The following is a 23408-nucleotide window of genomic DNA, read 5'->3' as shown; positions in this document are numbered from 1 at the left end:
GCGTACAGCAATCGCCGGACCCGCCGCTACCTGCGACGGCGGGCGATCCGACACGTCATCCCCGAGAAGGCGGACCAGGCGGCGAACCGCCGCAAGCGCGGAGGCGCCGGCGGCCGGCCACCCGGATTCGACAAGGAGCGCTACAAGAAGCGCAACGTCGTCGAGCGCGCGATCAACAAGTTGAAGAACTTCCGCGCCGTCGCGACCAGGTACGACAAGCGCGTGTACATCTTTCTCGGCACCGTCACAGTCGCGGCCCTGGTCATCTGGCTCCGCCCATGATCGCGCTCCCCTCCAGGTCAACTCATAGTGACGACAAGGGGGTTAGGGCTGCCGCTGGCGGGTCGCGGTAACTGCGCGTGTGGTGGTGGATCTGGTTTCATCCCGTGTCGTCGAGTAGGTCGGCCCGTGGAGGTACGGATGCCAGAGCACAGCACGACGGTCCGGGACGTGGCGGCACTGAAGGTGGCGCGGGTCGGCCGCGTCGAGAAGAGCGATGACCCGCTGCGGCCGTTCCGGATCGTAGACGCCGATGGCACCGAGGTGGCGGCGGTCAGTGAGTTCCTGCACCACATGCTCGCCGACGACGCGAGGCCGACGTCGCTGCGGTCCTACGCCTATGAGCTGTTGGCGTGGGTCCGGTTCTTACACGCCGTGGACGTTCCCTGGGATCTGGCGAGCCGGGTCGAGGCCCGCGACTTCGCGCTGTGGCTGAAGACCACGAAGAAGCCGCCGCGGCAGCGCCGGCCCGATGCGCCCGCCCCGGGTTCGGTGAACCCGGTCACGGGGAAGGCCGCGCCCGGCGAGAACTATGCCGTTCGGACTAGTACTCCAGTGCGACTTCGCGATCTTGTGTTGGTCGCATGCGGCCGAGGGCTTTGTTGGTGGGTTCCGGGATTGAGGTTCGTGAGCGTCGGGGCCAGGCGCCCAGCCACATCGTGTACCGGATGGGCAGGGCAGAGCCGGCCCGGATGACCACAGCCGGCACACGATGGGATACAGAGGCGAGCATTCGCTACTCGGTCGTGGCTGGCGCTTCCCGCTCCCTCTGGCGCTGCTCATACCGTGAGGGCGCGTCGAGTATCCAGGACCATGACTCGTACTCGTCGACGGGTCCCACCCGGTCGGCGCCCTCGATACAGCGCGGATCGTCCCGCTCGGCCAGTCCGTAGACGGCCCAGATCCGGGTCTGCTGGTCCGCGTCGTCGAGCAGGCCGGCCAGGGTGTCCCCGATGGCAGGTTCCGGATTCAGGCTGTGCGCAAGCCGGTAGCCGGCGACGTGGCGGACGGAGGCGTCGGTGTCCCTGGCCAGTGCGAGCAGGGCGTTCAGCCCCTCGGGGGTGAACGTCTGCCGCCCCGACCTCTCCGAGTCCACGATTCTTAGGGCCGAGAGCACCCGGGCGCGTACCTGCGGGGCAGGGTGGGTGAGGCAGGAGAGCCCCAGTGGCTCGATCCTCGGGTCCTCATGGTGGCTCAGGCCGGCCAGGATCTCGGCCAGGACGTCCGAGTGTTGCTCCTGCTTCGCCCAGTCGAGGAAGAGCTCGAGCATGCGCTGCTCGAACGGGCTCGGGACGTTCGTCAGGTCAGCCTCGATGTGGAGGCAGACCAGGACCTCCGCGCCGAGGCGGCGGTGTAGGGGATCGGGATGGCCCCGCAGTGCCGCCGCAGCCTCCCAGGTCTCGTCGTCCTGTCTCCGGGCAAGGGTGTGGACGATCTCCGACCAGACGGCGTGTTCATAGTCCGGGTACTCGAGTGCGCACGCGCGTGCCGCCAAGTCGTCAAAGCCCAGGTGCAGTCCGAAGTGCTTCTCGAGGACGGTGAGGATCCCTGTGTGGCCGTCGCGGACGGTCCTTCCGCCGAGCCGGAGCTCATGGTAATCGGTGGACCACTCCTTGTCCCGGATGCGAACCCGCTCGACCGCGTCCGAGGTGCCGGTCAGCTCCCGGAGCATGGTGGCCGGGCCCGTCTCGTGCCACTGCCGGGCGCGTGCCAGCAGTTCCGCGCGGGTGGCCTCGCCGATGAGGGCCGATCCACCGAGCAGGCCGAAGACGAGGCCGATGGAACCGCTGTCGACGGCCCGCAATCGTGGGGTGCTCCCGTCGGGCAGCCGACGGTCCGGATCCGCGCCGCCTTCCACCAGATAGCTGGCGATCGTCGAGTTGAACGTTGAGATGGCCAGGCAGAGTGCGGGGGTGCCCTGCTCGTCGACGACGTCGGGATCCGCCCCGTCCTCGAGCAGTATTCTGACCGCGTTCTCGTCCCCGTTCCGCACCGCCGTGACGAGTGGATCCTCGCCCATCCCCAACCCCCTGTTGCACTCGATCGCCACGCAGCCGCAGGCCGGGAGAGAAATCGTCGGCCGAGTCCGTGACACCGTCCCTGGGCCGGAGCCGCGGGCTGAATATCGGGGCGTCGGGCCGCTGACGCATGTCGCAATCGGCGGTCGATCCCGAGCCTCGTCCGGCGCGGATCCTACTGACTGAACCAGCAGGTCACACCCGGTAGATCTGGAGCGGCCACCGCGTGATCATCAAGGGTGGTGTGGACTCCTGAAGATCATGCTGCGGCCGCGGACCACAGCATAGATGCCGCCCGTTGGCGTGCCATGTTCGACCTGGCCATGTCCCGGATTGCGGGCCGGTTCAAGCGGGTGGAGCCGCGAGCGACGGCCCGCGACTTCGTGCTCGCCCTGCTGTCCGGCGTCGAGCGGAAGAACTGCTGGCGTCTGGCCGAGCATGCTGGCCATGCCCGCCCCGGGCCGATGCAGCGGCTGCTGCGAACCACCCGCTGGGACGCCGACGCGGTCCGCGACGACATCCGCGCCTACGTCGTCGATCAACTCGGCGCCGACGACGGCGTCCTGATCGTGGACGAGACCGGCTTCCTGAAGAAGGGCACCGCCTCGGCGGGCGTGCAACGGCAGTACACCGGCACCGCGGGCCGGATCGAGAACACTCAGGTCGGCGTTTTCCTCGCCTACGCCTCCAACAAAGGACGGGCGTTGATTGACCGTCGGCTCTACTTGCCCGACGCCTCGTGGTCTCAGGACGCCGAGCGCCGCGCCCGGGCAGGGGTTCCCGACCAGGTCGAGTTTGCGACCAAGCCCACGCTGGCCGGGCAGATGATCGCGGCGGCGCTGGACGCGGGGATAGGCACCTCTTGGGTGACCGGGGACGAGGCCTACGGTCAAGACCCCGGCCTGCGTGCCCTGCTGGAATCCCGCCGGGTTGGTTACGTCCTGGCCGTCGCCTGCAGCACACGGGTGCTGATCAATCAGGGGCGGACCACCGCCCGCGCGGATGCCGTGGCCGACCGCCTGCCCGCCTCGGCCTGGCACCGGCAGAGCGCCGGAGCCGGAGCGAAGGGGCCGCGCTACTACGACTGGGCCTGGATCGAGATCGGGGCCGACTGCCACCGGCATCTGCTGATCCGCCGCAACCCGAGCAGCGGCGAACTCGCCTTCTACCTGTGCTGGACCCCCAGGCGAGTGCCGCTGTCCGAGCTGGTCCGAGTGGCCGGGACCAGGTGGTGCATCGAGGAATGCTTCCAAGCCGCGAAAGGCCAGGTCGGCCTGGACCACTACCAGGTCCGCCACTGGACCGCATGGCACCGGCACATCACCCTGGCCATGCTCGCACTAGCCGTTCTCGCCGCACTCGCCACCGATGCGACGCCGGCCAGGACCGCACAGCCCAACCGAACCATCCGCAGCACCGGCCCGATCGACCTGACCGTTCCGGAGGTCCGCCACCTGCTCGGCGCCCTGCTGAACCCGGCGAACCCCTCCGCGCAGGCTGCTGCACTGGTCAAACTGGCGCAGACAGCACCAGGCAACAGCCCGCCGCAGCCATTACCGGCGGCGACTCGCCAGCCCCTCAACCGGATAGATCACGAAGTCGCACTGGAGTACTAGCCGTTGCTCTATCGAACTTCGTGGGCGTGAGTTCGAGGTTGCCGACTCGGTCGGGTGATCTTCTGGTCGGCTGGGCATGAAGGTGGGGCCTCCCGTGCAGCTCGTGGGTGTCGAATCCAGCCGAGCAACAGGAGGCCCCTGGTGCCGCAGTCTTCCGTGTCCGTGCCCCTGGCGTCCAACTCCGTGCCCCTGTCGTGTGATTGTCTCGCTCACCGGTTCGGGAACGCCGGGGATCGCCCGCACAGGCACCCGAGGTACCCCTCGGACATGAGCGACGCGAAATGGGCGGTCGTGCGTGACGCGATGCCCGTGCCCGCCTGGCTGGAGGGCCGCGGCGGGCAGCCGGAGGGCTACTGCCACCGGCAGCTGGTCGACGCCGTGCGCTACCTGGTCGCGGGCGGCATCGCCTGGAGGGCGGTGCCCGCGGACTTCCCCGCATGTCGGCGGTCGCGCAATTCCCCAGAAGTTGCGGGTTCGTGTCGGCGTAATTCCCCACCCTCGTGGTCACGAGTCCCCATGGGGACGGTGCCCGGCACCAGGCACACGCGGTGCCGACATCCGGGGCAGATCAGGCGAGCGTGATTGGCTCCGCACGGGTGAGTTCCATCCACCGGCTCACCTCGTCGGCGTGGCTGCCTGAGGCTGTTGCCTTCGCGACAGCCGCACCGGCCTCGGGCGTTGGCTCACCATTGCGGAAGAGCAGGGCAAGCGGCCAGGACGGCGTGCTCGGCTGCCCGCCATCGAACGCGTTCCAGCACCAGGGAGCGTCGAACTTCCACGCGCGCCCGTCGCGGTCGACGACCTCGTCGCCGGTTTCCAGGAACGCGAAAGGGCGGAAGAGCAGTTCGAGCTGGAACGGCACACCGCCGACCGGATCGATCTCGTAACCCTGCTCCTCGAGCCTGGCGTCATAGGACTCGCCCTGCCGCAGGACGTCGAGGTAGGTCGCAGGTCGTGGCAGCCAGCCTGTCTCCAAGGGCGGATCGAAATGGTGGACCGCCAGGACATGCACCACGGTCGCAGGGATCCCCACCAGGCACCTGTCGCCCGCCTTCAGCGTGTCCTCCGCCGGCCTCGTCCGGAAGTACCCGCTCTCCCAGCCGTCGTCCGCCGGCGTCGGAAGAGCCACGTCGCCGTTCCACTCGATCCCATCCGCCGCAGTGTCGATCTCCCCCCACGGCCACCGCACCGAGACGTGGGACCGGGAGACCCCAGTGACCGTGACCTCGGTAAACGGGCATCCGATCCTCAACACGTCGCCCGAACGGTAGCCCTCGGCTTCAAAGGTCTGGTTGCTCATGTGTCTCAAGGTGTCCTCGGGCCTCAGCACCGTCAAGAGCTCCGAGAAGCGATCACCATCTCACCGAGAGGCCCGGTGACCGTGTCTGGCAGGGGGCGTGCGTGATCGAACTCGCACAGCCCTTCCCTGTTTGGGTGGTTTGCGCACCAGTTCGCCATTCCTTGCGAATCGGTCTGGTTCCCCATGGGCATGCCGGTGCCGGGTTGAGGGTCCTGTCCGTCTCGGAGCCGCAGGTGTTCCTCGACCTGCGGGCCGAGAGGTCAACGGACACACCGGATGGCAAGGAGAACATTCACCGTGGTCGACATCGTCGAGATCTACGTCCACTGGTACGCGGGCCGGTCGAAGAGCCAACTGGCCACCTCGCTGGGGGTGGACCGCAAGACGATCAGGAAGTACCTGGCGCCGGCGGAGGCGGCCGGGATGACCCCGGGCGGGCCGCCCATGGGCGAGGCCGACTGGGCCAAGTTGATCAAGAGCTGGTTCCCGGAGCTGGCCAGCCGGCGACTGAACCAGCTGACTTGGCCGGAGATCGAGGAGCACCGCGACTACATCAAGCAGTTGCTGGAGACCACCACGGTCACCACGATCCACCAACGGCTCAGAGACGAGCGGAAGTTGAAGGCATCACTCACATCGCTGCGGCGGTGGGTGCACGAGAATCTCCCCGACGAGGCGGCCCGGTCGAAGGTGACGGTGCTGCGGGACGATGTCGAGCCCGGCTCGGAAGCCCAGATCGACTACGGCTTCCTGGGGCAGTGGATCAACCCGAGGACCGGCAAGCGGCACCGGATCTGGGCCTTCGTGATGGTGCTGCCCTGCTCACGGCACATGTTCGGGCGTCCCGTGACCCACATGGACCAGCATGCGTGGACCCTGGCCCACGTGGACGCGTTCCGGTTCTTCGGCGGTGTCCCGCGCCGTCTGGTGCCGGACAACCTGAAGACCGGGGTGGACAAGCCCGACCTCTACGACCCGCGAATCAACAAGTCGTATGCCGAACTCGCCTCGCACTACGGGGCGTTGGTGGACCCGGCCAGGGCTTTGCATCCGAAGGACAAGCCCAGGGTGGAGCGGCCCATGCCCTACATCCGGGACTCGTTCTGGAGCGGGCGCCAGTTCACCTCCCTCGACCACATGCAGGCTGAGGCCCTCATCTGGGCGAGGGAGACCGCCGGCCGCCGCCAGTGCCGGCCGCTTCAGGGGGCGGCTCCGCTGGCGGTGTTCGAGGCGGCGGAGGCCGAGGCCCTCCTCCCGCTGCCGCAGACGCCGTTCGTGCTGGCGAAGTGGTCGACCGCCACCGTCGGCCCCGACATCCACATCAAGGTCGGCCGCACCCTCTACTCGGTGCCCTGGAAGCTGATCGGCCGCCGGGTCGATGTCCGCTCCACCGTCACCATGGTCCAGGTCTTCCACGAGGGCGAGCTGGTCAAGACCCATGCGGCCCTTGAGCAGGGCAAACGCACCGACAAGAACGACTATCCGCCGGGCCACGATCCCCATGTAGACGCCGGACGAACGCCGCGGCGACCAGGGACACGCCGACGCTGAGGAGGCCGTGCGATGAGCGTGCTGGATGCGGCCCTGCGCGAATCCCTCAAGACCCTGCGGCTGTCGGGGATGTTGGAGACCCTGGACGCCCGCCTGGCCAGGCCCACGGTGGCGAACTTGGCCACCTCGACTTCCTCCAGGTCCTCTGCCAGGACGAGATCTCCCGCCGCGAGACCGTCGCGTTCGAGCGCCGCCTGCGCAAGGCGAAGTTCGAGCAGCAGGTCACCCTGGAGGGCTTCGATTTCAACGCCTCTCCGAAGCTGCCCGCCGCCCAGATCCGCGACCTGGCTGCCCTGCGCTGGCTCCATGCCGGCGAGTCCGTAGTTCTGTTCGGACCGGTGGGGGTCGGAAAGACACACGTCGCCCAGGCCCTCGGACACCTCGCCCTCCGCCAGGGCGCCAACGTGCGCTTCTCCAAGACCAGCCGCGTCCTGGCTGAGCTCGCTGGCGGCCACGCGGACCGTACCTGGGACCGGCGCATGCGCGAGCTCGTCCGTCCCGACCTGTTGATCCTCGACGACTTCGCCATGCGCCAGATGACCGCCTCGCAGGCCGACGACCTCTACGAACTCATCTCCGAGCGGCAAGGCCGGTCCGTGATCATCACCAGCAACCGGGCGCCCAGCGACTGGTATCCGCTCTTCCCTAACCCGGTCGTCGCCGAGTCCCTCCTGGACCGGCTGATCAACGCCAGCCACCAAGTCATCATGAACGGCCCCAGCTACCGCCCCAACAAGCGGCCGAAGAACCCCACCGAACCCCCGACCAAATAGCCCCTGCCAGCCCCAGGGGCTGGGGAATTACGTGACCACAGCCCCTGGGGAATTACGCCGTCGTCGACACCGGGGTCCCTTGCTTGAGGACTGGGGAACCCGGACAGCGTGAGCCCTACCAGCTGTGCTGGAGGATGGTTCGCTCCTCGTCGAGGCGCGTGCGGAGGGCTTCGTCGGCGTCGGGCAGGGGGCGTTGCAGCCGTTCGCAGACGGTGCGGTGGATCGCGAGTGCCTCCTGGCCGCCGATGGCGGCCAGGACGACCGACCACAGCGGCCGGTCGGCGGGGGTCCCGCTCTCGGCGATCACGAGGACCTCGACCTTCGCCGGATGTTCGAGCTGCCGCAGGCGCTTGGTGCCGGTCCGGTCGGCGATGGACTCCCAGGTGCGGGTCTCCCCTTCCCGGGCTGCCTTCTTCAGCGCCCCGAGCAGGGGTTTGGCGAGTTCGGCGTACTCGGCGGCCGCCTTCGGTGTCTCGCGCCGCCGGGGCACGGCCGGGGCGGCGCCCGTAGTCCTCTGCTGGGCGGCCTCCAGCTCGGCCCGGGCCTGCTCCTGGCGCTGGCGGAGCTCGGCCCGCTGCTGCTGGAGCGCCTCCCGCTGCTGGTGCTCGGCCAGGATCCGCTGCTGGCGCGCGGCCGCGAGGCGCTGCTCGGCTTCGGCGCGGTACTGATCGCTCAGTTCGGCCACCAGCGCGCGGCCCTCTTCCGAGGCACCAGGATCCGAGGTCAGCTGCTGGGCCTCCTCCAGGAGCTGCCGGGAAAGCGTGCCCGGCTCGGTCCGGCGCAGCCGGATCATCACCTCGGTGCGGCGGCGGGTCTGCAGGGTGAGCCGCCGCCGGCCGGCGGCCAAGGCCTCGCCCAGGTTCCGGCGGTCTTCCACGCTCTGATCCTGGGTGAGCAGTTCCTCGATCGTGGCCAGGGCGTCGCGGAGCCGCTCCGGACCGGCCCAGGCGAGGTCCCGGATGGCGGCCTGGGCCACCTCGTGGTTGCGGGCGGCGGTAGCTGCCGCAGTGTCGGAGCGGGTCACCGTGACGATCGACCGCCGCGGGCACTGGTCCGCCTGCTGGACCCGGACCTGACTGCGGGAGGCCCGGCAGGCTCTCAACGATCTGGACGAGCCGGTGCGGCACCAGAACACGATCTACGAGGCGACCGCGCCGGTCGCCCTGTGTGTGGCTGCGACCCTGGCCCGCCGCGCAAGCCAGCGATCAGGGCCGGCGGACCAGGTGTGCGCGCTGTTGCTGGGCTGGCTGGCCGACGTTGCGCACGACAGTGACGACAAATGTGTGGCGGGCGGCCAGCGGCACTTCGAAGAGGACTTCTGGAGGACTACCCGGCGATGGTGGCCGTGCGGGCCCCGCGGCCATTGCTGTACCGGGCCGTCGAGCCGTTCCTCGACGACCCCGACGCCACGGTCGCTCAGGAGGCGCTGTGCGCGGGCCTGGCTATTGCCGAACACCCCGCTCTGGCCGGGCATCGTGACGCTCTGGCCTGCCACGCCCGCCGCCTCCTTCGCGTCTGCGACACCCGGCGGCGCCGCCGGCAGGCCCTGGATGCCCTGACGGCGTGGGGCCACGACACCGTCGGTGTTGCCCGGCCCGGCGACGACGACCGCAGCCCGTCCGTCGGTTCAGGGTGGTTCGTCGGTGGAGGGCATGTCGACGACCCGCCGTTCTAGTCGTCCGGCCGACACGGGTGTGCGGGTGTGGCCCGTGTCGTTTGGGTGTGGGCTTGGGCGTTGTCGCGGGTCGGAGGGTGCGCTCAACGTGCGGGCCCGCGGTTCGGGCGGTGTGCCTCATCCGGTGGGGTCATGCCCATGGGTTGTCGCAGTCGGTGGGGTCGGGGACGTCCGGGTGGAGCATGGCGTGCAGGCAGCGTTGGAGGCCGGTGCGGCGGCCTGTGGAGGCTGCGTGCATCCAGGGCAGGGGTTCGAGGAGGCGGGCGAGGTCGGGGGTGGCATGCTCGTTCAGCAGGGTGCGCATCTCGTCGGGGACCGGGTCTTCGGTGAGGCACAGCCAGCCCAGTGCGGTGCTGACACGGACCTCGGGGGGCCGGGTGGGGTCGGACCAGCAGGCGTGCATCCAGGCGGTGGTCTGCGCATCGTGGTGTGCGCGGGCCAGTTGGGCGATCGCGAGGACCAGACCGGCGCGGACCGCGGGGCCGTGTTCCACGGGCAGGCGGGTGTGGAGGGCGGTGAGGATGTCCCGGGCACGGCCGACGGCGGCCGCCATGACGTAGGCGGCGGCGAGGCGGACGGCGGGGTCGGGGTCGTCGAGCAGGGACAGGAGGAGGCCGGTGTCAGCGGTGATCGCCTCCCGGGCGGCCTGCACCGACCAGTTCTGCAGGTAGCCGGTGATCTCGAAGCGCCATTCGTCGTCGCCGCGGAAGCGCAGCATGTCCTCACGTGTGCAGATGCCGTGGTGCGCCATGCGTGCCACCTCGCCCGCGACGGTCAGCGCCCGGGCGCGGTGCGGGCCGGCTGCGGGGTCGGTCGCGATCCGGAGCAGGAACGGTACGGCCGGTGCGGCCGCGGCCCTCATGTCGTTGGCACATAGCCCGATGACCATGTCGACGGCGTGGCGAGCGGCGTCGTCCCCTGACCGTGCCTGTTCCAGGTCTTTCCGCACGTCGGTGCCGGATGGGAACCGCTCCCAAGGCACCTCGTCGATCAGGAATCCGTCCTTGGCCTCCGGGCGGATGGCCGCGACCACCGTCCGTACGTCCAGGGGCCCGCCGGCCTGGTCGAGCGGGTCCCCGTCGACGAACGCCCGTACCACCGCCAGCTCGGCCGGACTGTACTCCCACGCCTGCACCGACAACCCCCACGACGACAGCACCTCCGGGCCGCCGGCACCACAACGCCGGGCCCGGAAAGGATCCGAATATCCGGCCGATCATGCCAGCCGGCGCAGACATTCCGACCGCAGTAGACCCAGGCGGCGAGGGCTGGGCCGGAGGACGCGCCGGGGGCTGAGGGGCGGATCCGGTTGGCCCCGGCAGGCCTCAGCCTGACAGCGAGGCCGCCCAGGGGTCCTCGGGCGCTGTCCGGGCGCCGTGCGTGGTGAGCATGTCGTCGATGCAGCTGCGCAGGCCGAATCCGGTGGTGTCGATCCAGGTGAGCCATGGCACCGGGTGGAGCAGCTGGTCGTATCGGCGGATGGCGGGGTCGGTGAGGAGGGTGCGTAGTTCGTCGGGGGCGGGGTCGGTGACCAGGCACAGCCAGGCGAGGCCTGCGCCGATGCGGATCTCGGGCGGTTGGCCGGGGTCCGACCAGAGGTCCCGGGCCCATCCGGGGGCGTGGCTGTCGTGCTGTTCGCGGGCGCGTTGGGCGATCGCCAGGATCAGGCTCATCCGGGCCACCGCGTCGTCTTCGGTCGCCAGTCTGGCGTGCAGGGCCGTGGAGAGGTGTGGTTGTTCGCCGGTTGCCGCCGCGAGGGCGTAGGCGATTGTGGTGCGGACTTCGGGGTCGGGGTCGCAGAGGAGCGGGAGCAGGAGGTGCAGGTCGTCGGTGACGGCCTGACGGGCGGCCTGGATCGTCCAGTCCACCGGGCACACCGTGCTGCCCTCGACCACCGCCGGGTCTTCGGCGACCCGGAGCAGGCCTTCGCGTGATCCGTCCCCGATGTGCTGGCACCGGCCGATCTCGGCGACCAGGCGAAGGGTCCGGGCACGCAGTTCGGGGCGCCCGGTCGCCGCGATCCGCAGCAGGAACGGTACCGCGAGTGCTCCCACCGCGATCGTGCCGCCCTGGTGGTGGAGAGTCGTCCAGAGCCGGCCCAAGGCCTCGTCGGCGGCTTCGGCGTTGCCGGACGCGAGCGTGGCGAGCAGGCCGGGGATCTCCTCACCCGGCCCGTAGAAGTGGCGGAACCGCTTCCAGGTGTCGACGACGGCGTAATTCCCCAGGGGCTGTGGTCACGTAATTCCCCAGCCCCTGGGGCTGGCAGGGGCTATTTGGTCGGGGGTTGGGTGGGGTTCTTCGGCCGCTTGTTGGGGCGGTAGCTGGGGCCGTTCATGATGACTTGGTGGCTGGCGTTGATCAGCCGGTCCAGGAGGGACTCGGCGACGACCGGGTTAGTGGCTGTTGTCGTTCCGATCTTGAGGGGTGCGGGTCGAACGGGAGCCTCGATCGGGTGAGTGCGGCGGCCGCCGTGCATGAAAGCAGGGCCTCTTGGTAGCTCGAAGGGTGTCTACGCCAAAGAGCGGTCCAGGAGGCCCTGTTGTCGCAGTTCTACGGCATCACGGGAGCGGAATCCACTTCGGTCACTCTCGCGTGTGACTGCCTGGCACACCGGTTCGGGAACGCCGCCGATCACGGGGTCCGTGCGCGCCGCTACCCGACGGACATGTCCGATGCGGAGTGGGCGGTGGTGCGGCCGCTGCTTCCGGTGCCGGGCTGGCTGCGCGGGCGGGGCGGGCAGCCGGAGGCGTACTGCCACCGCGCGATACTGGACGCGGTCCGCTACCTCGTCGACCACGGAACGAAGTGGCGGGCCATGCCGGCCGACTTCCCGCCGTGGGACCGGGTCTACGCCTTCTTCCGCCGCTGGCGCGACCACGGTCTGGTCCGGGAGTTCCACGACCGGCTCCGCCGCGGGATCCGCGAGAAGGCCGGGCGGGACCCGGAGCCGAGCGCAGGGGTGATCGACTCCCAGTCCGTCAAGGCGGACGCCGTCGTCGGGGCCGACAGCCGCGGCTTCGACGGCGGCAAACTCATCAACGGCCGCAAACGGCACGCCCTGGTCGACACCCTCGGCCTGCTCCTGGGCGTGATGGTCACCGCCGCGGACACCGGCGACCGCACCGCCGGGCAGGTTCTGCTCGCCCGGGTCGCCGCCGCCCACCACCGGCTGGCGCTGGTCTGGGCCGACGGCGGCTACACCGGCAGCCTCGTCGAGCACTGCCTGGCCGTCCTCACCCTGGTCCTGGCCATCGTGAAGCGCAGTGACGACATGCGCGGCTTCGTCGTGCTGCCCAAGCGGTGGATCGTGGAGCGGTTCTTCGCCCATCTGATGCGAAGCCGCCGCCTCGTGCGGGACTTCGAGCGGTCAACCGGCAGCGCGGAGGCGATGATCTACTGGTCGGCGACGATGCTCATGACCCGCCGCCTCGCCCGGCCACGGCCTTCGCAAGCGTGAACCGGCCCGGCGCCGGCTCGGCCAGCCACCCGCGCGCCGTCAGCCGCTTCGCCTTCGACCGCAACGCCTCGATCTTCGCGGGCACCGGGTCCAGGCCGAAGCAGCCGACCATCTCCTGGCACGTCAGCGGCCCTTGACCGAGCCGGTTCCGGTCCGCGAGAGCCTGCAGGATGCGCTGGTAGTCCGCCGACAGTGCCGACCAGGCCAGACCCGAACGCCACATCGGCACCACCGACTTCGGCTTCGCCGCCTCCGAAGACGCAGGCGGCGCGGGCGGTTCACCGCGATCCGACGGCTCCTCGGCGGCGTCCGGGCCGGCGACGTCGCCTTCGCCCGGGGACAGCACCTCGCCGACACGCGAACGGGCGATGACCCACTCGCTCCACTCCCGCTCGGCCACGACCAACTCGGCCTGGATACGGTCCGCCTCCTCCCGCAGCGCGTCCACACGACGGCGAGCGGTCAGCTCACGCTCTTCCAGCAGCCCCACGACCGATGGCATCCCCGACCTCCATCAGAGCGACGACACGACACGTCACCCCTCCCCGAGACCGCCGACCCCATGCCCGACCAGCAGAAACACAGCCCTCAAGCCCGGAAAGACAACAGCCACTCACGCCGCAGTATCAGCGCTGACCATGCGCCAGCAGCAAACGAATTTGGCGACGACGGACGAGGGGATCACGACCCGGACAAGGCAGCCAGGGTGCCTTCGTCTACCCCGACATCACGCTTCAAGTTCAGTAGCAAACATGGACAGAACATCACACATGCGCCTGGACCCTTGAGAATTAGACAATAGCCACCCGGACACCCTCGGGAAGATATGGGCGAAACTTTACGATCACCAGAAGCCAATCGAGAGGGACTCGAACTAGCGTGGAAACTATTTCATTCCCGACGCGACCCAACCTGCAGCTCCTGCGCTTCAAGGCAAGCCGTGCGGCATGAATGGGCACAGAAGCTCCACATTCACCCCCCCAGGAAGGCAAGGCGACGCTATGTGATGTGAGTTACATTGCTTTGTGGTCGCTCAGATATATAGTGATTGGCGAATCACCCGGGGGGGTCTTTTAATGATGCTGCTGACGCGTATCGAACAAAATCTGAAGCAAGATGTGCCCGTCACCGCGCTGCTCGACAACAGCACCTGCAGGCGGGCAGTAGCTGCCGCCTGCCGGTTTGGGCCGTCAACTCATCAGTCGCATCGTTTGAACGCTCCTCCGCCGGCACCGGTGGGTTGAGCCAGTCCATCTGGACGCTGAACTCCTTCGCCCGAGGCGGCGACTGGAACGGGCTCGGGCACAAGAACCACCATTGGTTCGTTGGCCTTGGGGATTGCGCACGCCGCACATGGCTATCCAAACACGCAGCTTGGCACCTAGGGCCAGCGTGAAGCCCATTCCTTGGTTCGAGTGAACCATCCTTTGAGCCTTTCCAGCAAAGCTGACATCACCTCCTAATTAGGGGCTACTCAATAGTGATCCCCTGAGTCTGAGGTTTCGGTGGCAAGATACTCCCATGCCTCACCAAATAGGCCGCTAAGGATTCCGCAGTGCCAAACTACCGTCACGGCATTGCGTGCCGCTTGCTCCCTTGATCGCCAAAAAGGAGGATCACGTGCGCTTGCTTGAACTAGATATCAATTCTTCGACCGACATTGAAAACTTCGTAGAATCGGTCCTTGACAACACGCCGTCGCAATCCGACATTCGCTTCGCCGAGCAAGTGATCGAGCGGGGGAGGGCGGTCATCCCGGCCCTCGCCGAAGCGGTGGAGAACTCCCCTTCGGAGGCCATCGTACTGCGCGGTCTGCCCAGATTCAGCGGGGTTGCACAGACGAAGATCCTCACTCTGCTTCTGGCGGACTGCGTGGGAAGGCTGACCGCCTACGCAGACTTCAATGCCTCGGTACTCACCGATATCCGGCCGAATCCTCAGTCCCGTGAGCAGAACGCCCAGCCGGAGCGACTCGGCATGCATAACGACTTCCCGTTCATCGCTGATCGTTCCCGGCCCGCGTTCATTGTCCTGGTCGCACACAAGGCAGTCGGTGAGGTTCCCCGCACGCTTCTCGCCCCAGCCGACGCCCTCGTTGAACGGCTTGGCCCCGAGACCTTGGCGCGCCTTCAGCAGCCTCGGTACACCGCCGTCGTCGGTACGAAGCTCGCCTGGCGCGAACCACGCCGGTTCTCCTTCCCGTTGCTCGTCCGTACCGGTGGCCGGTGGCGTGTGCTGTACCACTTCGACACGATCAGTACCGACCCGGCCCTGCCGGCAGACGAATTTGAGTTCTTTGACGCAGCTCGCCGTCGGCTGGGTGAACTCGCCGACGAGCTCGGCTTCCAGCACGGTCACGCGCTCCGAAAGGGCGAGGCACTGGTCGTGCCCAATGACCATTACCTGCACGGGCGCGAGCAGATGGAGACCGACCGCAGCGACCGGCTCGTGTTCCGGGCCTATGCGACGCATATCGGAGCACGCCCCGCATGGGAGTCGCTCATGGTGAGGCTCGACGATGAGTGACCGCACGGTGATCATAGGGGGCGGTCACGTCGGGCTCACGCTGTACTCCGACATCAGGCGGGCACGTCCGGCCGCCCACGTGAATGTGGTCTCGTCGCGGGTACCCAGATCGGCCGGGATACCACTGACCATGCGCAATACCATGACAGGCGAGGTCGATAGGGTCCCGAGCCTGCTGACGGACTTCTTGCAGTCCGATGACGAGATCTCGGTTTCCCTGGCTTCGGCCGACTGCGTGTTCGTCACGGTACCGGACATCCCCAAGGTGCGCTCCGCTGTGGTGCATCGGCTGCTAAGCGAGTTGGGTGAGCGGCCGGTTTCGGTTGTGATGATCCGTGGGGGCCAAGGCGGTGCCTTATGGCTGGCGGAGTGTCTGGCGGATCCCCGTGCAGCGTCCTGGGAGGTGCTCCTCGTCGAGGACTCGCTCTACGGCTGCCGCGTGAAGGGCAGCGACGTCGAGTACAAGCGCAAGGACGAAATTGGCGCTGCCCACTACGGTCGGGACCCGAGAATCCCGCTCGAGGCGATGGCCCACGCTCTGGGAGATCCGGCATGGCTGCGCAGGTTCACCTTGCGCGCACCGAGCGAGCTCATCTTCGATCCGCTCGGCTACTACATCCACACCGCCGTGGCTCTTGATGCCAGCAATGTGGTGCGAACCGCGAGGGGGGAGAGGTACCTGCACTACAGCGGTGGAATCGACCCCACCCTCGGCGAGCAGCTCAACGCCATGGATGTCGAGCGGGTCGCACTGGCCTCGGCGTACGGCGTGAAGAGCGAAACGTTTCCACAGATCCTCAAGCGGCAGTACGGACACGAGCCGCGATCGACCTTCTACGACACCATGGCTGCGACTCACGACCTCTATCGTTCGCTTTCGCCGATGGACATGGACAGTCTGCGGCTCTCGCGCACGTTGCGGGAGGACATCCCCTCCTTGTTCACCATGCTGGAGCTCGCGCGGGTCCAGGACGTCCCCATGCCGGTCACACGTGCCTTCGCCGACGCGCTCCCCTACCTGTTGGACCGGGTCGGCCTCGCCATCGCGGACATCGACCTCTACCCACGGCTGGCTCCCGGCATGGACGGCGCATCGGTGAAACGCCTGTTGGACGATCGTGCGAAGCACCCGGCTGAGGGGACTGATGACGGTGCATGACATCAACGCTCAGGTCCGCGACATCGTCGTCGGAATCTGGCTCAAGGCGCTGGAGTACGACGATCCCGAGCCGGAGGACAGGTGGTTCGACTTCGGCGGTGACAGCCTTGGTGCCGTCCAGCTCGCCGGCCGCCTCGAGCGGGAGGGGATCTCCGTTGACATCGCCGAGTTCTTCAAGTCGCCGACGTTGCAGTGGCTCGTACAGGCGGCCAGTGACGCCATGGCGGCCGGGCAGGGCCCGCAGGCCGCGACTGCTCCTTCCGCCCCGGGCCTGGAGCAGCTGCCCCTCACCCCGACCCAACTCTTCACGGTGATCGCCGACGGTGACACCCGAAACTGGCACAACGATCATCTGACCGTGCGGTTGTGCGAACACGCCACTCGTGAAGGGGTGAAGCGTGCGGTCCAGAGCCTCGCCATAGCCCACCCAGCACTTAGCGCTCGGTTCACGTGCGACGATGGCCGATGGACCCAGACACTCGCCCCCGCCAGTCTTCGCTCAATCCCCCTGGTGTCACTCGCGGTGAAGGGCCCCGAAGACGTCGGACCGGTCGACGCCGCTGTCCGCGAACTGGGGGCACGCTTCGACATCGCCCGCGGCGACCTGTGTGTGGCACTGGTCTGGGAGCACGAGGAACGGCCGATCGCACTCACCCTCCTGTTCCACCACCTCTGCGCCGACGGCCACAGCGTGGACGTACTCCAGCACGACCTCGTGGCGGCGCTTCACGAGCCGGCCGGCTCCGTCCCCCGCGAGGACAACTACCTGCCATGGCTGAACTGGCTCGCCGGGCAGACTGCGGGTCGGCGGATTACCGGGACCGACACCACCTTTGACAGCGAACTCACGATCCCGATGTCCGAGTTGCGGCATGCGGAGCTCCGACTGGAAACCGGCGACCTCGGGTCCCGGGAGATCGCGCCCGCCATCCTGGCCGCCATGAGCCGTGCTGTGCGGGAGCTTTCCGACGTGAGTGCCCGCAGTATCGACATCACGTGGCACGGTCGCGAGCCGATCCAGGGCTGGCCGTCACTGGCCTCCACCGTCGGTTGGTTCTCCCAGCTCAGGCGGCTCGAACTTCCGCTGGGCAAGGCCTGGGCAGTGCCCGAGGCCGGCCGGGCGCTCAAGACGCTCGAGCAGGCCAATGAGTCCTTCGTGACCGGCGACTCCACCGCCGCCTTGCTCACCGCACCCGCCGCGCTGTACCTCAACTACCGCGGCTCGCTTCGCAACACGCTCTGCGCTCCGGTGAGTGACTGCCAGCCCGTCGACCTCGACTTCGGACCGCAGTCGTCGCCCGACACTGCCACGTCGTATCACCTACGCGTCGTCGCGGACCGCGTTGACGGAGGTGTCCGGCTCGGATTGAAGTACCGGGCGGACTCCCCCGTCGCCGCCGGCGTCATTGAATCCCTCAACGAAGGACTGGCTCCGTGAGCGGAATAGTTGCCAGCGCCGGTCAGCGCATCGGCCTTCTGGTGGGCGGCAGCCCATCGGCCCCCTTCGGCGACCTGCTCGCCCAGGCCCGTGACCGGGGAATCCCTGTGCTGGTGCCTGCCGCGGTCGCCGCGTCCACCCCGGAGGTACCGGCTCTGGTCAACTCCATGGGTATCCGATGGGAGGAGGTCGGCGAGGACCTGGTGGTCGTCGGACACGAGCGCGGGCTGGACACGATCATCACCTTCGACGAGGCGTTCGCCTACGAGTGCTTGGCCGCGACCGTACAGCTGCGAGGCTCCGACGCGCCCCGTCCGAAGGACAAGCTCGACATGCGGATCCTGCTCAACGAGCGGGGTCTGTCCCACACCAGGGTGTGGGAGCTGGCTTCGGAGGGCGACGTCGCCGCAGCGATGCGGGACGCCGGGACCATCGTGGTCAAGCCTCGGCGGGGCGTCTCCAGCTGCGATGTGGTGGTCGCCCGCGACCTCCCTTCCTGGCGACGGTCCGTGGCGGAGCGCGAAGTGGACCTGGCGTCGGGCGAGTTCTACGCCGAGGAGTTCCACGAGCATCTCCCCTTCGGTGAGCACCAGGACTGGTATGCCTCCTACCTCTCCGTCGATGTGTTCAACGGCGTCGACGGGCCCGTGTACCTGGCCGCGGACCGCAAGAAGCCGGCGGCCAACTACGGCGAGACAGGCGCACTCGTGCCCTCTCGGGTCACCGCGGCGGAGCGCACCGCCCTGGAGGTCTGGGCCGGCGGGATCGCCGCCCTGTGGAAGGGGCTGTGGCCCGCCTTCCACATCGAGTTCGTGCATACCGCGCAGGGCTTCCAGCTGATCGAGGTCAACCCTCGGCTCGGCGGTCATCTGCACGTGATGGTGAAAGCGGTCTCGGACGACGGCGACCTCATCGGATCGGTGCTCGACACAGCCTCCGGGGGCACCCCGCGGGTCCCGCAACTCCGCGGCCATGCGAGCTACTTCCTCGTCCACCCGCCAGAGGACGCACTGGCCCTCGAGTCCCTACCGGACTACCGGAGCCTGGTGCGCCGGCACGCGAACGTCAGCGTGGCCGTCCGACGCCGGACCACCGACGAGTTCGACTCCCGTAGCGGAACGCTGAACGCGCTGTGCGGACTGCTCGTCACGGCGCCGGACGCCGACGCGCTCCGGGAAGAGATCGACCGAGCGCACGCACACGTCATCTCCACCGCCCGTTTTAGCTACGGAGGTGCCGAATGACCATCTGGGCCCGCATCGCCGAATTGGCGGCCGCCCAGCCGGATCTGGACGCCTACGTCGGGACCGAGGGAAGGCGGACCTATGCCGATCTGTTCTCCGACGTCACCGCCATGGCCCGGCGGATCAAGGAGTCGGTGCCCCGCGACCACGTGGTCGCCGTCTCCGGACAGCGGGGATACGGCACCCTGACCTGTCTGCTGGCCTGCCTCGCTACCGGCCGGGTCTATCTGCCGATGGACGAAAGGTGGCCGACCCATCGCGTTGATCTCGTGGTCTCCGAGGCCGGCGCGGCCGTCGTCCTGGAAGTCGCCGAGGACGCCACCGTGCGGGTCGTCCCGGTCCCCGTCGCAGGCTCGGTGGCACCGCACACCGGACTGGCATACGTGATCTTCACATCCGGCTCCACCGGAACTCCCAAGGGAGTCATGGTGGCGGAGACGGTGCTCGAAGAGCGGCTCAGCGCGCTGCTCCCTCTCCTGGCTGAGCACCAGGCCGTCAGGTTCGTCCTCAACACCTCCATCTCCTTCGACATTTCCCTGGTCGAGCTGCTGCTTCCGCTCCTGGCCGGAGGTACGATCGTCTGCCCACCGCCGCTGACAGGCGATCCCCGGGCTTTCGCCGACTTCGTCAGCAGGCACGCGGCCACGCACATCCAGGGAACGCCGAGTTTCTTCAAGCTCATCGAGGCCTTCGGCCTCATGCTCTCGAAGGACCTGGAGATGTGGTGCGGGGGCGAGGCGCTGGATGCCAGGCTCGCCCAGCAGCTGGTCGACCGGTACAGGACCGTACGCAACTTCTACGGTCCGACCGAGGCCACCATCTGGTGCACGTTCCACACCCTGACGCCGGATGCCCTCGGCTCGGTCGGACTACCCTTCGGCGGCACCGCGATACTCGCCCCCGGAGCGAGCGCCCAGAGCCCAGGCGAACTGATCCTCGCCGCGCACGGACTCGCGGCCGGCTACCTGCGTCCCACCGACGATGAGGGCCGCTTCATGGAGCTGGCCGGACACGGCCGGGTCTACTACACCGGAGATTCGGGGTACCTTGCCGCGGACGGCAGGGTGCACATCACCGGCCGGGTCGATGACCAGGTGAAGGTCAACGGCCACCGTCTCGAGCTGACCGAAATCGAGTCGGCCGTGGAGAGCCACCCCGACGTGCGGCAATGCGCCGCGTTCGTCGTCGCTGGCTCCGAAGAGGGCTCTCCGAAACTGGCAGCCACCTACGTTGTGAATGGAAGCGTGTCGGTGCGGGAACTGCGAGGGCACCTGCGCCGCATCCTGCCGTCCTACGCGGTTCCCCAGCAGCTGCGAGAGGTGGACGCGATGCCGTTGACCACCGCCGGCAAGGTGGACCGACAGCTTCTGCGTGCGAACCTCTCCGCGGCGTCGGAAACCGAGAGGACGTCAGGCAAATGACCGTTCAGCAGATGATCGGAAGGATTGATCCGGCGTCCCGCTCCGACTGGATCCTGCCCGCCGACGTCGCCAGGGCCGCAGGGGCCGAGTCCCTCCAGGGAAAGCGCGTCGGCGTGGTCGGTGGCGGACTCACCGGGCTCACCAGCGCCTTCATCCTGGCTGGGATGGGGGTTCACGTGGACCTCTTCGAAGCTGCCGGGCGCTTCGGCGGAAGGGTCCTGACCCTGCGCAACGGCGACCGACTCCCCGGTGACCCGTCCCGGGTGATGACTCTGCCGGGAGATCAGTTCGTGGAGGCCGGAGCCACTCGGATACACCCCCACATGGTCACCATGGAGTATCTGCGCATGCTCGATGTGCCAGTCGCTCCGATCGTCACCCGGAACGACGACGCCCTGATCCACCTCGCGGACAGCAGCGGGTCCAAGGTGTTGCGCCAGCGGGACTGGTGGCAGGAGGTGCGTCGCCTCGCCATACGACCGGACCTGGCCGAGCTGTACCTGCACCTCCTGGCGGACAGCGCCGAAGACCAGGCACCGCACCGCACGCGCCGTGCCCTGAACGCTCTGAGCGACGTAGGAGATCCTATGGCGCCCTCAGCTCCGGGCTGCGAGCCGCTCGCGTCGTCACTGCTCGTGGACAGCGCTCCAGCCCGAGCTCTGCTGGCTGACCTGTCCGCCCTCAAATCGACCACGTTGTTCCGCATCGTCGGCGGCAGCGACCTGATGGTTGAGCGGTTGGCAGAGCAGATTCCCCCTGCCCAGCGGCACCTGGATCACCGACTCACCTCAGTCGTCACCACGGGCGACCGGGTCCGGCTGGGCTTCGCGACGCCGGAAGGAGAGCGTCACGAGACCTACGACCATGTCGTGCTGACGCTTCCGCCGCACCAACTCGCCGAGGTGGTAGAGGACTTCCCCGACGACGTTCGCGTTGCGCTCAGGGCTCCGGAGCCGCGGCCAGCCGTGAAGGTGTTCCTCACCTACGCCCAGCGGTGGTGGGAGCGCGAGCTGGGGATCTTCGGCGGTACGTCCTACCCGGCCTCGCTCATAGACCGCCTGTGGTACCCGAGCACGGCGTGGCACGCGACCGGCGGAACCCTCACGGCCTACAGCCTCAAGGACAACGCCAGTCAGCTCGATGCCATGGACGAGGAGACTCGCCACGAACTCATCGTCGACCGGATCGCGGAACTCCACCCAGGGATCCCGGCTGCCGCGGAGCCCGTCGCCGTCCAGTCGGTGTCGTGGTCGCAGGTACCGTACATTCACGGTGCCTGGGTGAACTGGCCTGGCTACTACGACCTTCCGGTCTTCCAACGGCTGCATCAGGGTATGGGCCGGGTCCAGTTCGCGGGAGACTGGCTGAACCCGCTGACCGCGTGGATGGCCGGCGCCTTCTCGTCTGCGGGCGAGGCTCTGCTGAGGACGATTCAGAACGCTTGCGAAAGGCGATAACGCTATGTCACGAGTACTGCTCATAGGCTCGGATAGGAACTTCGCGGAGGCTTGCGTGGCACGCGGCCTGGATGTGGTCGCCGTCCGCAACGCCAGCGTATTCAGCAACGGACTGCTCACCTTTCCCGAAGAAGTCCGCCAGGTGGCCGTCCCGAACCAGAGCGACCTCGAGCAGGTGGTGAGCGGACTTGGCCATGCCGGCCTGGCCATGGGCGACTTCGATGCGGTCTACACCAACTTCGAGTTCGCCGTGGTGATGGCGGCTGGCCTGGCCCAGAACCTGGGCCTGCCCGGGCTCGGCACCGAGGTGGCCGTGCGAATGCGCGACAAGTACCTACAGAAGCAGCGGCTGGCCGAGAAGGGAATCCCCGTCGCGGAATCACGGGTGTTCCACACACCCCCGGCACTCGCGGACGTGGAGGCACTGGGGTTCCCCCTCGTGCTCAAGCCGGTTGCCGGGGCAGGAACCGAGTCGACGACGCGGGTCGACGACGCGAAGGCCTTCCAGCGGGCGGCCGACGCATTCTTCTCGACCAAGGGCGCCCGGCAGGTCCTGTTGGTAGAGCAGTTCATCGCCGGAGAGGAGTTCGTCCTCGACGGCTGGGTGCACGACGGTGTCATCGGATTCAGCTCGCTGGGCCGGTACGAGCGGCCCTGCCTGGAAGTCGCCACTTCCGGCACGTCCCTGCGGATGTACCGCTGCTCGGAGGCGACGCACCCGGGCCTCGCGGAGCGGGCCACCAAGCTGGCGGCCGACGCACTGACCGCCCTCGGCATGTGCAGCGGTGTCTTTCACCTGGAGTTCTTCCGGCTTCCGGACGGCGGCCTCGTCTTCAGCGAATGCGCCGCGCGGCGCGGGGGTGCGATGGTGGAGGAGGAGATCCGGCTCGCCCGGTCCGTCTCACTGGCCGAAGCCTCCGTCGACCTCTGCCTGGGGGCGGCTCCGCAGACAGCACCGACGGCACAGGTTCTCGAGGTGGGGTCGATCCATCCCAAACTGCCCGCCGGCGTGGTCCTCGACCTTCCGAACATCCACCGCCTGGCTCAGCAGGACGGCGTGGAGTACGTCCGGTACTTCACGTACCTGGGAGCTACCTCCTCCGGAAGCTTCACCTCGACTGACCAGCGGGCGGCCGCGATGCTGGTGAGCGCTCCCACGCTGACCGAACTCGACAAGCGTCTCGAGCACGTGGAGACGATGTTCCTGGACGAGACGGTCCTGAGCCCGAACGCTTCCCCCCGCCACATGCGGGAGTTCCAGGTCGAGGTGCTCGGTCGTGGAGATTTGGCGGACCGCTCCTACGCGGCTTCGTCGGGTGGCGCCGAATCCAGGCGGAACTCGTGAACCCTGAACAGGTCCGCCGTCTCGCCGGGCCCCGGGTCCTTGTCGTGGACCCGGGGCGGTGTCCTTGACGAGCCGGCCAGCCGCGACGAGGTCGTGGACGTTGTCGGGGTTGATGAAGTACCCGGTGCCTACCGTGCACGGGCCGTCGG

General features: G+C 68.2%; 21 protein-coding genes. 15 read left to right on the top strand and 6 right to left on the bottom strand.

The genetic code is table 11. The features are described 5' to 3' along the window. Both AB0D10_RS44015 and AB0D10_RS44010 read left to right on the top strand, forming a co-directional pair. Nucleotides 1-282 (top strand): transposase (locus AB0D10_RS44015; RefSeq protein ID WP_360268017.1); only part of this gene is annotated, 282 nt, incomplete at its 5' end. A gap of 138 nt (nucleotides 283-420) precedes the next feature. Further along, nucleotides 421-975: a hypothetical protein gene (locus AB0D10_RS44010; RefSeq protein WP_360268014.1), complete on the top strand. Its 555-nt coding sequence runs from the start codon at nucleotides 421-423 to the stop codon at nucleotides 973-975. A gap of 40 nt (nucleotides 976-1015) precedes the next feature. Here AB0D10_RS44010 and AB0D10_RS44005 read toward each other — a convergent pair whose 3' ends face one another. After that, nucleotides 1016-2329: a HEAT repeat domain-containing protein gene (locus AB0D10_RS44005; protein WP_360268012.1), complete on the bottom strand. Its 1314-nt coding sequence runs from the start codon at nucleotides 2327-2329 to the stop codon at nucleotides 1016-1018. Between the two features lie 276 nt (nucleotides 2330-2605). On the opposite strand from AB0D10_RS44005, the gene AB0D10_RS44000 reads away from it, so the two are divergent. Both AB0D10_RS44000 and AB0D10_RS43995 read left to right on the top strand, forming a co-directional pair. Continuing rightward, complete coding sequence (locus AB0D10_RS44000) at nucleotides 2606-3913, top strand: IS701 family transposase (RefSeq protein WP_360268009.1); 1308 nt, start codon at nucleotides 2606-2608, stop codon at nucleotides 3911-3913. 267 nt (nucleotides 3914-4180) lie between these two features. Continuing rightward, entirely contained in the window at nucleotides 4181-4495 is a 315-nt protein-coding gene (locus tag AB0D10_RS43995; protein WP_360268006.1) for a transposase, read from the top strand. On the opposite strand, the gene AB0D10_RS43990 is transcribed toward AB0D10_RS43995, so the two are convergent. Continuing rightward, complete coding sequence (locus AB0D10_RS43990) at nucleotides 4482-5213, bottom strand: hypothetical protein (protein WP_360268004.1); 732 nt, start codon at nucleotides 5211-5213, stop codon at nucleotides 4482-4484. The two genes, AB0D10_RS43995 and AB0D10_RS43990, sit on opposite strands and share 14 nt — an antisense overlap. Before the next feature lie 276 nt (nucleotides 5214-5489). On the opposite strand from AB0D10_RS43990, the gene istA reads away from it, so the two are divergent. After that, complete coding sequence (istA, locus tag AB0D10_RS43985; protein ID WP_360268002.1) at nucleotides 5490-6764, top strand: IS21 family transposase; 1275 nt, start codon at nucleotides 5490-5492, stop codon at nucleotides 6762-6764. Then, on the top strand, nucleotides 6761-7537 hold the full coding sequence (istB, locus tag AB0D10_RS43980; protein ID WP_360268020.1) for an IS21-like element helper ATPase IstB: 777 nt from the start codon (nucleotides 6761-6763) through the stop codon (nucleotides 7535-7537). The genes istA and istB overlap by 4 nt, the downstream gene beginning before the upstream one ends. A 115-nt stretch (nucleotides 7538-7652) precedes the next feature. Here the strand turns inward: istB and AB0D10_RS43975 are convergent, their stop codons facing one another. Then, nucleotides 7653-8561 carry a hypothetical protein gene (locus AB0D10_RS43975; RefSeq protein WP_360267999.1) on the bottom strand — a complete coding sequence of 303 codons (909 nt, stop codon included), beginning with the start codon at nucleotides 8559-8561 and terminating at the stop codon, nucleotides 7653-7655. Nucleotides 8562-8873: 312 nt separating this feature from the next. Here AB0D10_RS43975 and AB0D10_RS43970 point away from each other — a divergent pair, with 312 nt between their 5' ends. Then, nucleotides 8874-9212, top strand: coding sequence for a hypothetical protein (locus AB0D10_RS43970; RefSeq protein WP_360267997.1), 339 nt, complete (start codon nucleotides 8874-8876; stop codon nucleotides 9210-9212). Nucleotides 9213-9342: 130 nt separating this feature from the next. Here AB0D10_RS43970 and AB0D10_RS43965 read toward each other — a convergent pair whose 3' ends face one another. Then, on the bottom strand, nucleotides 9343-10353 hold the full coding sequence (locus AB0D10_RS43965) for a hypothetical protein (protein ID WP_360267994.1): 1011 nt from the start codon (nucleotides 10351-10353) through the stop codon (nucleotides 9343-9345). A gap of 184 nt (nucleotides 10354-10537) precedes the next feature. Beyond that, nucleotides 10538-11266 (bottom strand): hypothetical protein, encoded by a 729-nt coding sequence (locus AB0D10_RS43960; protein WP_360267991.1) that lies wholly within the window; start codon nucleotides 11264-11266, stop codon nucleotides 10538-10540. A gap of 611 nt (nucleotides 11267-11877) precedes the next feature. On the opposite strand from AB0D10_RS43960, the gene AB0D10_RS43955 reads away from it, so the two are divergent. Then, complete coding sequence (locus AB0D10_RS43955; protein ID WP_360267988.1) at nucleotides 11878-12669, top strand: IS5 family transposase; 792 nt, start codon at nucleotides 11878-11880, stop codon at nucleotides 12667-12669. Here the strand turns inward: AB0D10_RS43955 and AB0D10_RS43950 are convergent. Next, complete coding sequence (locus tag AB0D10_RS43950) at nucleotides 12626-13171, bottom strand: hypothetical protein (RefSeq protein WP_360267985.1); 546 nt, start codon at nucleotides 13169-13171, stop codon at nucleotides 12626-12628. The two genes, AB0D10_RS43955 and AB0D10_RS43950, sit on opposite strands and share 44 nt — an antisense overlap. A 1118-nt stretch (nucleotides 13172-14289) precedes the next feature. On the opposite strand from AB0D10_RS43950, the gene AB0D10_RS43945 reads away from it, so the two are divergent. The 7 genes from AB0D10_RS43945 to AB0D10_RS43915 all read left to right on the top strand — a co-directional run bounded on the left by AB0D10_RS43945 (nucleotide 14290) and on the right by AB0D10_RS43915 (nucleotide 23259). Next, entirely contained in the window at nucleotides 14290-15195 is a 906-nt protein-coding gene (locus AB0D10_RS43945) for a TauD/TfdA family dioxygenase (RefSeq protein ID WP_360267983.1), read from the top strand. A gap of 130 nt (nucleotides 15196-15325) precedes the next feature. Beyond that, nucleotides 15326-16354: an NAD/NADP octopine/nopaline dehydrogenase family protein gene (locus AB0D10_RS43940; RefSeq protein WP_360267980.1), complete on the top strand. Its 1029-nt coding sequence runs from the start codon at nucleotides 15326-15328 to the stop codon at nucleotides 16352-16354. Further along, nucleotides 16341-17792, top strand: coding sequence for a condensation domain-containing protein (locus AB0D10_RS43935; RefSeq protein WP_360267977.1), 1452 nt, complete (start codon nucleotides 16341-16343; stop codon nucleotides 17790-17792). The genes AB0D10_RS43940 and AB0D10_RS43935 overlap by 14 nt, the downstream gene beginning before the upstream one ends. Beyond that, nucleotides 17789-19036 carry a hypothetical protein gene (locus tag AB0D10_RS43930; RefSeq protein ID WP_360267974.1) on the top strand — a complete coding sequence of 416 codons (1248 nt, stop codon included), beginning with the start codon at nucleotides 17789-17791 and terminating at the stop codon, nucleotides 19034-19036. The genes AB0D10_RS43935 and AB0D10_RS43930 overlap by 4 nt, the downstream gene beginning before the upstream one ends. Beyond that, nucleotides 19033-20457, top strand: a complete 1425-nt coding sequence (locus tag AB0D10_RS43925; RefSeq protein ID WP_360267971.1) for an AMP-binding protein — start codon at nucleotides 19033-19035, stop codon at nucleotides 20455-20457. Before AB0D10_RS43930 ends, AB0D10_RS43925 begins: the two co-directional genes overlap by 4 nt. Beyond that, a complete protein-coding gene (locus AB0D10_RS43920; RefSeq protein WP_360267968.1) occupies nucleotides 20454-21914 on the top strand; it encodes an FAD-dependent oxidoreductase in 1461 nt (486 codons plus the stop codon). The genes AB0D10_RS43925 and AB0D10_RS43920 overlap by 4 nt, the downstream gene beginning before the upstream one ends. A gap of 55 nt (nucleotides 21915-21969) precedes the next feature. Next, on the top strand, nucleotides 21970-23259 hold the full coding sequence (locus AB0D10_RS43915) for an ATP-grasp domain-containing protein (RefSeq protein WP_360267966.1): 1290 nt from the start codon (nucleotides 21970-21972) through the stop codon (nucleotides 23257-23259). Nucleotides 23260-23408 lie beyond the last annotated feature (149 nt).

Source organism: Kitasatospora sp. NPDC048545 (assembly GCF_040651155.1).
Taxonomy (GTDB): Bacteria; Actinomycetota; Actinomycetes; order Streptomycetales; family Streptomycetaceae; genus Kitasatospora.
This window is presented reverse-complemented; position numbering and strand designations above follow the sequence as displayed.